This window comes from Paucilactobacillus wasatchensis (assembly GCF_000876205.1).
GTDB classification, from domain to species: Bacteria; Bacillota; Bacilli; order Lactobacillales; family Lactobacillaceae; genus Paucilactobacillus; species Paucilactobacillus wasatchensis.
This window is the reverse complement of record NZ_AWTT01000055.1, coordinates 1-9,368: the sequence shown is the minus strand read 5'-3', so window position 1 is coordinate 9,368 and position 9,368 is coordinate 1. Positions and strand designations below refer to the sequence as shown.

The window sequence follows — 9,368 nt, the reverse complement described above, 5'->3', positions numbered from 1 at the left end:
TTTTTTACATCAGCCCCATTTTATTTTACGAACACTACTTTCTCACTCTCTTTATTTCTTGCTAGATCATTTTTTCTTATGAGCTTCTTCTTCACCAGTTTGCAAGACCGACATAAAAGCTTCTTGCGGGATATCCACTACACCCACTGATTTCATTCGCTTTTTGCCGCGCTTTTGTTTATCTAATAATTTTGCACGCCGGTCTGGATCTCCTGTATGAATTTTAGAGGTAACATCCTTGCGATAAGCCTTAATATTCGTGCGGGCAATAATCTTAGAACCAATTGCTGCTTGAATTGGAATTTCAAAATTTTGCCGTGGAATAATTGTCTTTAGCTTAGCGGTAATATCACGACCCCGCTGAGCAGCAAAATCAGTGTGTGCAATAAAACTCAGTGCGTCCACTTTGTCGCTGTTCAATAAAATATCAATTTTAACTAATTTGCTCGGTCGGTAATCTTCTAATTCATAGTCTAATGATGCATAACCGCGCGTGCTACTCTTCAATTTATCAAAGAAATCAAAAATAATTTCCGACAGTGGAATGTGATAAATTACATTTACACGAATGTCATCTAAATAATCCATCGTTTCAAAAATACCACGTTTCCGCTGACATAGTTCCATTACGGGGCCGACATACTCATTAGGCACCATAATTTGGGCCTTAACAAACGGTTCGTTAATTGCCTTAATTTCTGATGCATCCGGCATTTCAGCCGGATTTTCAACCACTTTTTTTGTTCCATCTGTTAATTCAACATGGTACGTTACAGATGGCGCCGTGGTAATCAGATCAAGGTTAAATTCGCGTTCCAAGCGTTCCTGTACCACATCCATGTGAAGTAATCCCAGGAACCCACACCGAAACCCAAATCCAAGTGCTTGTGACGACTCTGGTTCAAACGTCAAAGCAGCGTCATTTAACTGCAATTTTTCCAACGCCTCGCGTAAATCATTAAATTTGGCGTTATCAGTCGGGTACAATCCTGAGTAAACCATCGGATTCATTTTACGATATCCTTCTAACGCCTTTGCAGTTGGTTGTGCTGCGCTGGTTACTGTATCACCAACTTGTGTATCTTGGATATCCTTGATGCTGGCGGTAATATAGCCAACATCGCCAGCCATTAAAATATCACGCGCAATTGGTTTAGGCGAGTTAAATCCCACTTGCGTGACCTCATACTCAGTGCCACCATTCATTAACTTAATCCGATCACCAGCTTTAACAGTTCCTTCAAAGACCCGCACACTGAGCACCACACCACGATAATCATCATAAATTGAGTCAAAAATTAACGCCTTCAACGGTACGTCTAGCTTACCGTCCGGAGCAGGCACGTTTTTGACAATTTGTTCCAAAATTTCTTCGATCCCAATTCCTGCTTTAGCACTTGCCAACACAGCGTCGGACGCATCCAACCCAATTTCATCTTCAATTTGTTGGCGTACTTTTTCAGGTTCGGCTGAAGGCAAATCAATTTTATTAATTACAGGAATGATCGCTAAATCATTGTCCAGTGCCAAATAAACATTGGCAAGTGTCTGCGCCTCAACGCCTTGCGCAGCATCAACTACCAAAATAGCCCCCTCGCAAGCCGCCAATGAACGGGATACTTCATACGAAAAATCAACGTGACCGGGAGTGTCAATCAAGTGAAAAATATACGTTTCACCGTCTTTAGCGTGGTAATTTAGTGCCACCGCATTTAGTTTAATCGTAATGCCACGCTCTCGTTCCAAATCCATTGTATCTAATAGTTGATCCTGCATTTCTCGTTTAGAAACCGTGTCCGTTAATTCCAAAATTCGGTCCGCTAACGTTGATTTGCCATGATCAATATGAGCCACAATTGAAAAGTTACGAATATGCTTTTGTCGTTCTTTCATTTCATCTAAGTTCATTCTTATGCTCACTTTCTCCGCATTCATTAGTAACCAGTATACCAATGCAACCAGTGCAACTCAATCATTGATGATTGAAGTTTAAAATGCAGGTTCCATTGCTATATTTATCGGAGACAAACAAACAGGTCTCGCGTAGGCAAAATTGACCACGTGAGACCTGTTTGCACACTCTCATTATTAGCTGCACTTATACATATTAGTCATCAAATGCATCTTTCAGCTTATCAAACACATTCTTCTTAATTCCAGCTACTTTTTCACCGCCGGCAGCCGCAAATGCAGCCAACGCTTCTTTTTGGCGCTTATTTAGATTCTTAGGCGTTTGAACGTGGACAGTGACATGTTCATCACCAATGCCATTCCCATTTAACTTGGGAGCTCCCTTACCACGTAAGCGGAATTTAGTTTCCGTTTGTGTTCCAGCCGGAACCTTCAACTTCACATCACCATGGACGGTTTTTACTTGAATTTCATCGCCTAATGCTGCTTGTGCAAATGAGATTCGCTGATCAAAGAAAATATCAGACCCATCTCGTTTGAACTCTCGACTCGGTGTAACTCGAAAAACAATGTACAAATCGCCGTAGGGGCCACCATTGTCTCCGGCTTCACCTTGATTTTGTAACCGCATCTGTTGACCATCATCAACACCAGCGGGAACATTAACTTTTAATTCGTGGCGTTGTGAGACGTGCCCACTACCACCACAAGTTTCACACTTTTCTTTGATTTCCTTACCCGTACCACCACAAACATCACAAGTTTGTTGCGAACGCATACGTCCTAGTGGCGTATTTTGAACAACATCAATCACGCCGCGACCACCACATTTGTGACAGGTAGTTGGTGAAGTACCAGGTTTTGCCCCATTACCACCACAAGTTTCACATTGTGCCTGCCGATTATACTTGATCGTTGTTTCTTTACCAAAAATGGCTTCTTCGAATTTAAGCGTCATATTATACTGCAAATCGCGTCCAGGCGTTGGTGCCGATGGATCACGTTGCCGCGAACCACCACCGAAAAATTGACTGAAAATATCGTCGAAACCACCGCCACCGCCAAAGCCACCGAATCCTTGACCTTGGCCACCGCCGCCAAAGCCTTGGCCTTGGGGACCGGCTGAACCATATTGATCATATTGGCTGCGCTTTTGCTCGTCGCCAACCGTTTCGTAAGCTTCATTAACATCCTTAAATTTTTGTTCGGCACCTGGTTCTTTGTTAATATCTGGATGATACTTTTTTGAAAGCTTACGATAAGCCTTTTTAATCTCATCTTGTGATGCATCTTTTGAAACACCTAAAATGTCATAATAATCTTTTTCTGCCATGCTGGTCCCCCAAAAAAATTTATTGCACTAGTTATACCATATTATTGTAGACGAAGTAAAAGCCAAAGCACAAACGTCTTTGGCTTTTACAAAATTAAGCTAAATGAGCCTACTTTTTCTTATCGTCTGGGTCAACTTCTTCAAAGTCACCATCAACAGTCTTACCATCATCTGATTTGCCTTTGTCATCACCAGTTGCTTTTCCATCATCGGCAGCAGCACCTGAACCTTGTGCTTCTTGTGCTTGCTGATATAACTTAACTGATAAGTCTTGAACGATCTTGTTCAAGTCATCTTTTTTGGTCTTCGTGTCTTCGATATTTTTATCTTCTTTAGCCTTCTTCAATGCATCACGTGCATCTTCAGCTTTTTTAACTTCTTCGTCTGAAACCTTGCCCTTAAGTTCGCCTAAGGTTTTGTCAACTTGGAATAAGAGTTGATCAACTTCATTATTTAAGTCAACCTCTTCTTTCTTCTTGTTGTCGGCTTCTTCGTTTTCTTGCGCTTCCTTCATCATGCGATCAATTTCGTCGTCTGACAAACCAGAATTACTCTTGATGGTAATTTTTTGTTCCTTGTTAGTACCCATATCCTTAGCAGAAACGTTCACAATACCGTTTTTATCAATATCAAAAGTAACTTGGATTTGTGGCACGCCACGAGGAGCAGCAGGAATGTCTGTTAGTTGGAAATTACCTAATGTCTTGTTGTCGGCCGCCATTGGTCGTTCACCTTGAAGCACGTGAATATCAACAGCCGGTTGATTATCGGCAGCAGTTGAGAATGTTTGGCTCTTTGAAGTTGGGATCGTTGTGTTACGATCAATTAACTTAGTGAAGACACCACCCATTGTTTCAATTCCAAGCGACAGTGGAGTAACATCTAACAACACGACATCCTTAACATCACCAGTCAAGACACCACCTTGAACTGCCGCACCGATGGCAACAGCTTCGTCAGGGTTGATTGAATGGTTAGGTTCCTTGCCAGTCAAGTCCTTAACCATTTCTTGAACGGCTGGAATCCGAGTTGAACCACCATTAAGGATCACTTCATCGATATCACTAAATGATAAATCTGCATCCTTTAAGGCATTCAATACAGGTTGTTTAGTCTTTTCAACTAAATCAACAGTTAATTGATTAAATTGTGCCCGGGTCAATGCTTTTTCCATATGTAATGGGCCAGCAGCACCAGCAGAAATAAATGGTAAGCTAATTTGTGCTTCGTTAACACCAGAAAGGTCTTTTTTAGCTTTTTCAGCAGCATCCTTCAACCGTTGCATTGCCATCTTGTCTTGTGACAAGTCAACACCATTTTCTTGCTTAAATTCAGAAACAAGCCAATCAATGATCTTCTTATCAAAGTCATCCCCACCAAGATGAGTATCACCATTAGTAGAAAGTACTTGGAAGACACCATCGCCTAATTCAAGGATTGAAACATCAAATGTCCCACCACCAAGATCATAAACCAAGACTTTTTCATCTTTATCTTTTTTGTCTAGACCATAGGCCAATGATGAAGCGGTTGGTTCGTTGATGATCCGCTTAACATCCAATCCGGCAATCTTTCCAGCATCTTTAGTAGCTTGACGTTGCGCATCATTAAAGTATGCAGGAACCGTAATAACGGCCTGGGTTACTTCATCACCTAAATAGTCTTCAGCATATTTTTTCAAATATTGTAGAATCATCGCTGAAATTTCTTGTGGGGTATACTTCTTACCTTCAACCTCAACGGTGTAATTAGCATCACCCATGTGACTCTTAATTGAAACAATTGTGTTTGGATTCGTAATTGCCTGCCGTTTAGCAACTTCACCAACTTGTGTTTCACCATCTTTAAATGACACAACTGATGGGGTTGTCCGACTACCTTCTGGATTAGTAATGATCTTTGGATCTTTACCTTCCATCACTGCTACTGCCGAGTTCGTTGTTCCTAAATCAATTCCAATAATTTTATTACTTGCCATCTTTTATTTCCCTCTTCATTTTTAATTTTTATTGTGCAACAACAACCATTGCTGGTCGTAGTACACGGTCCTTGAGCTGATAGCCAGCTTGGAGTACCTGAACAACCGTGTCAGGTTTTTGATCACCTTGTACAGCTACACTTTGAACAGCTTGGTGTAAGGTCGGATCAAATTTTTGTCCGAGCGCATCAATTTCAGTCACTGAATTACTCGTTAACGCTTCTTTTAAATGATCGTGAACCATCTGAATTCCCTTTTTCAACTGCTCGCCACTTTCATCGTGAACTTCAATTTCAAGGGCCCGTTTCAGGTTATCCATCACTGGCAAAATTCCCTTCGCCAATGATTGACCATCATACTTCATAATCTGTGCTTGCTCTTTTTTAAATCTAGTCGTCATATTTTGAATTTCAGCTTCGGCCCGTAAATACTGATCCTGACCAGCATCAACTTGCTGCTTCAATTTAGCGATTTCTTGATTTAATGTCTCAACCTTTTTTTTGCTATCTTTTTTCTCAGCTTTTTTTGTTTCTTTTTTAGGAGCCGTTTTAGACTCATCAGCCGTTGCCTCCGCCTTTACGGCTTCTTTTGTTGCACTAGTTGGACTGTTTTTGGACTCATCCGTTTGTTTCTCAGCCATTGATTAATTCCCTCCTATTGATCATAATAACGGTGATAATATTCAAGCAACTGGCGTGCTAATTCCTGGCGAAACGCACTGACAATGCCAATGGTACGTGAATATGGCATCCGTGTTGGTCCCAAGACCGCAATAATTCCTTTGCCATATTGGTCAACATCGTAAGTGGCTGTAATCAAACTAAAATCTTTCAACAGCTTATTCGAAATTTCATTACCAATCAAGACGTTAACATCATCATTTTGCGGATCTAAGAAATCGGCCAAATTTTCATTTTTGTCTAGTAGGCCATATAAGGCCTGTAATACACGTGGATCGTTATTGTGCGAAAAGCCCAATAAATTCATGCGTCCGCCAACGAAAAATCGTTCCGAAGAAGCATGCGATAAAATGTTATCAAAGATATCAAGAACTCCATTAGGACTATGCATATAATGCATCACCCGCATTGGAATATCTTGCTGAAGCCGTTGTAATACTTCTCGTAATGGCAAGCCCGCCAATTGATCGTTAATCAATCTAATCACGGATTCTAATTCGTCCGTATTCATATCTGGCGGAATTGCAAAAGTCTGACTTTCAACCTCACCACTGTCAGTCACCAAAATAGCCATGACTTGATGATTACCCAGCGGCACAAGCCGGAATCCACTCAACCGAATATCTTTTTGTTCTGGTTTCAGGGTAAAAGTAGTAAACGAAGTCAAGTTAGATAAAATATCCGCCGACTGTGAAACAATTTCATCAATTTTATGAAAATTCGTTCCAAAAGAGTTTTGAATAATCGCAACATCGCTTGCATCGACGGCCTGCTGATCCAGCAAATGATCCACGTAATATCGATAGCCTTTCGTTGAGGGAACACGACCAGAAGAAGAATGCTCCTTGCTGATTAGCCCCTGTTCCTCCAATTCCGCCATTTCGTTACGGATGGTCGCTGAACTAACTTTTACCGGTAGCAATGTAGCTAGAACCTTTGACCCAACAGGTTGACCCGTATCAGTATATTGGCGTTCAATCGCTTGAAGGATCGCATTTTGGCGCTGTGTTAACATCATTATCACTTCCTTTTTAGCACTCGACATACTCAAGTGCTAAACACAATTTACAATATACCAACCTGTGCTTTGAAAGTCAAGAAAAGTAACCAATTATCAAGGGGAATTCTATGAAAAATAAAAACCGGTATGTGCAACCACGTAACGTAATCGATGCCATGAAAACGATTGAAAAGTTGTTTAATCAGTACCGCCACGCCCCATTAACAAAGAAACTATTAGCCTATCATCAACAACTGATCCAACGGTTACAAACTGACATTTTGCAGGCAGCTATCCAGGAACAGAACCAAAAACAACTTGAAAACCTAAATCACATGATTGTAGCATTGCAAACTTGGACGCGAACTAAGATGATGAACCAACCGTTCCATTATAAAATGAAATATTTTAAATTAACCGATGAACAATCTGTTAGTTTAAAGCGACACACTATTAAAAACAGTGGCAATCACGAACACCGTTCTAGCCATCATTAACAGTTTTACTGTAAGTTTGGTGAATTTGTGACTGTCGCAAATGTTCTGCGTGTGTCAATTTCATCTTGCTTTAACTGCTCAACTAGGTCTGCCGCAGTTGTATATTTAATCTCATTGCGCAATCTTTTAATCCACTTCACTTGCACGTTTTCACCATAAATAGCCTGGTCAAAATCAAGTAAATATATTTCTAGGGTTTTCGGGCGTTGATTGCCAAATGTAATATTATAACCAATCGAAGCCATGCCACGAAGCCACTGTTCACCAATTTTAAGCATCACTACATAGACACCAACACTTGGCATTCGTTCATCAGTCGGCCACTGAATATTTGCAGTCGGAAAACCTAGCTCACGACCACGTGCTTCACCGTGCACAATAATACCACTAGTTTGATACTGATAATTGAACAGTTGGTTTGCTTGTTCAATGGCACCTCGATCAAGCAACGCTCTAATCTTAGTAGAACTAATTTTTTCGCCATTTTGTAGCTCAGGGGTCACCGTCTCAACTTCAAATCGCCCCTGAGCATATTTAGGCAAGTTAGCCATCGTGGCAACCTGTTTAGGACCATATGTATGGTCAAATCCCGCTACCGCCACAGTCGCATGAAACCCAACAATATACTGGTTCACGAATTCCTGTGGTGTTAATGCGGATAACGCCGATGTAAAACTAACCACGTAAACAATATCAACGTCAAGTTGTTTCATTAGTGCCAATTTACGGGTTAGTGGTGACAAATAGGTCAACGGCTGTTCGCTGCTTTGGTACACAATTGCTGGATGGTGATCATACGTTAACACCGCTAACGGTAAATTTTTATTATTTGCAATCTTCTTGGCCCGCTTAATTACAGCTTGATGTCCGCGATGAACACCATCAAAAAAACCCATCGCTAGCACAACATCATCAACTTTAATTTGTTGAGGGTCAAATGGATGATGAATGTGAATTATTTGCACGTTACCACTCCTCTCTGTGCCGATATATTGCTACTCCACTGAAAACATTTTTAGTGGTTGGTAACATTTCTTTTCTTCATTTCGCTGATACAGTGCCTTTATTTGTTGCTTAAATTGCAACGCAACAACAGATTCAGTGGAATTAATTTCGTCAAAACGCAGCCAAACACCGTGTTGCACACCCTGCCATAACTCATCAGTCAGCGTAACCGCTGGATATTTAGCTAAGGCATAATCAAGTGGAAATAAATGATTGATAATTGAATCTTGAGCAACCGCTGTCTGAATGTCAGCAATTGTCATCGTCTGAGCCAAATTAAAGCCGCCACTCTTTGTTCTCGTCAAATCGCTCATCACACCAGGGAACCCGAGAATTTTGGCCAAATCCACCACCAGTGTGCGAATGTAAGTACCCTTACCGCAATCCACAACAAAACGAACCCGCTGACTGTGAGTTGCTTCGTCAAATTCAGTTGATGTTAGCTCAAATCGCTGCACTTCAATCTGGCGTTTAGGTCGTTTCACTGTTTCACCAGCGCGGGCGTATTCATATAATTTACGGCCATTAACTTTAACGGCCGAATACATTGGTGGAATTTGAGTAATCGTGCCAGTTAATTTTGCCATTGCAGCAATTATCTCATCATTCGTGATGGGTTCCTGCAGCGATTTTGTCTCAATTACTTCGCCATCTAAATCTTGAGTTGTTGTTGCCTTGCCAATATATAACTCGCCGGTATACTGCTTACCTGATGCCATTAAATATTCCACTACTTTGGTAGCTTTGCCAACGCAAATTGGTAAAACACCATCAACATTGGGGTCTAATGTACCCGAATGACCAATTTTTTTTGTATGCAAAATTTTTCGTAACTGATTGACACAATCGTGACTCGTTAAGCCACGCTCTTTAAATAATGGAATAATTCCATCCATATAACTCCCTCCAAACAAGGTTTAATTATACCATAGCGACGATTTGGATAAAAAAAGAAATCAACCTG

At 40.9% G+C, this 9,368-nt stretch carries 8 protein-coding genes; 1 reads left to right on the top strand and 7 read right to left on the bottom strand.

The genetic code is table 11. From position 1 onward, the window contains the following. Positions 1-66: 66 nt before the first annotated feature. The 5 genes from lepA to hrcA form a co-directional block, all read right to left on the bottom strand. Entirely contained in the window at positions 67-1,908 is a 1,842-nt protein-coding gene (gene lepA, locus WDC_RS08435; protein ID WP_044011421.1) for a translation elongation factor 4, read from the bottom strand. 199 nt (positions 1,909-2,107) lie between these two features. After that, on the bottom strand, positions 2,108-3,244 hold the full coding sequence (dnaJ, locus tag WDC_RS08430) for a molecular chaperone DnaJ (RefSeq protein ID WP_044011420.1): 1,137 nt from the start codon (positions 3,242-3,244) through the stop codon (positions 2,108-2,110). A gap of 109 nt (positions 3,245-3,353) precedes the next feature. After that, complete coding sequence (gene dnaK / locus WDC_RS08425) at positions 3,354-5,222, bottom strand: molecular chaperone DnaK (protein WP_044011419.1); 1,869 nt, start codon at positions 5,220-5,222, stop codon at positions 3,354-3,356. A gap of 28 nt (positions 5,223-5,250) precedes the next feature. Further along, the gene (gene grpE, locus WDC_RS08420; RefSeq protein WP_044011418.1) at positions 5,251-5,862 is read right to left on the bottom strand and encodes a nucleotide exchange factor GrpE; all 612 of its coding nucleotides are present in this window, start codon (positions 5,860-5,862) and stop codon (positions 5,251-5,253) included. 14 nt (positions 5,863-5,876) lie between these two features. After that, positions 5,877-6,917, bottom strand: coding sequence for a heat-inducible transcriptional repressor HrcA (gene hrcA, locus WDC_RS08415; RefSeq protein WP_044011417.1), 1,041 nt, complete (start codon positions 6,915-6,917; stop codon positions 5,877-5,879). 113 nt (positions 6,918-7,030) lie between these two features. On the opposite strand from hrcA, the gene WDC_RS08410 reads away from it, so the two are divergent. Continuing rightward, positions 7,031-7,399, top strand: coding sequence for a hypothetical protein (locus WDC_RS08410; RefSeq protein WP_044011416.1), 369 nt, complete (start codon positions 7,031-7,033; stop codon positions 7,397-7,399). A 5-nt stretch (positions 7,400-7,404) separates the two neighbouring features. Here the strand turns inward: WDC_RS08410 and ribF are convergent, their stop codons facing one another. After that, positions 7,405-8,364 carry a riboflavin biosynthesis protein RibF gene (gene ribF, locus WDC_RS08405; protein ID WP_044011415.1) on the bottom strand — a complete coding sequence of 320 codons (960 nt, stop codon included), beginning with the start codon at positions 8,362-8,364 and terminating at the stop codon, positions 7,405-7,407. Between the two features lie 30 nt (positions 8,365-8,394). Then, entirely contained in the window at positions 8,395-9,300 is a 906-nt protein-coding gene (gene truB / locus WDC_RS08400; RefSeq protein ID WP_044011414.1) for a tRNA pseudouridine(55) synthase TruB, read from the bottom strand. Positions 9,301-9,368: the final 68 nt, after the last annotated feature.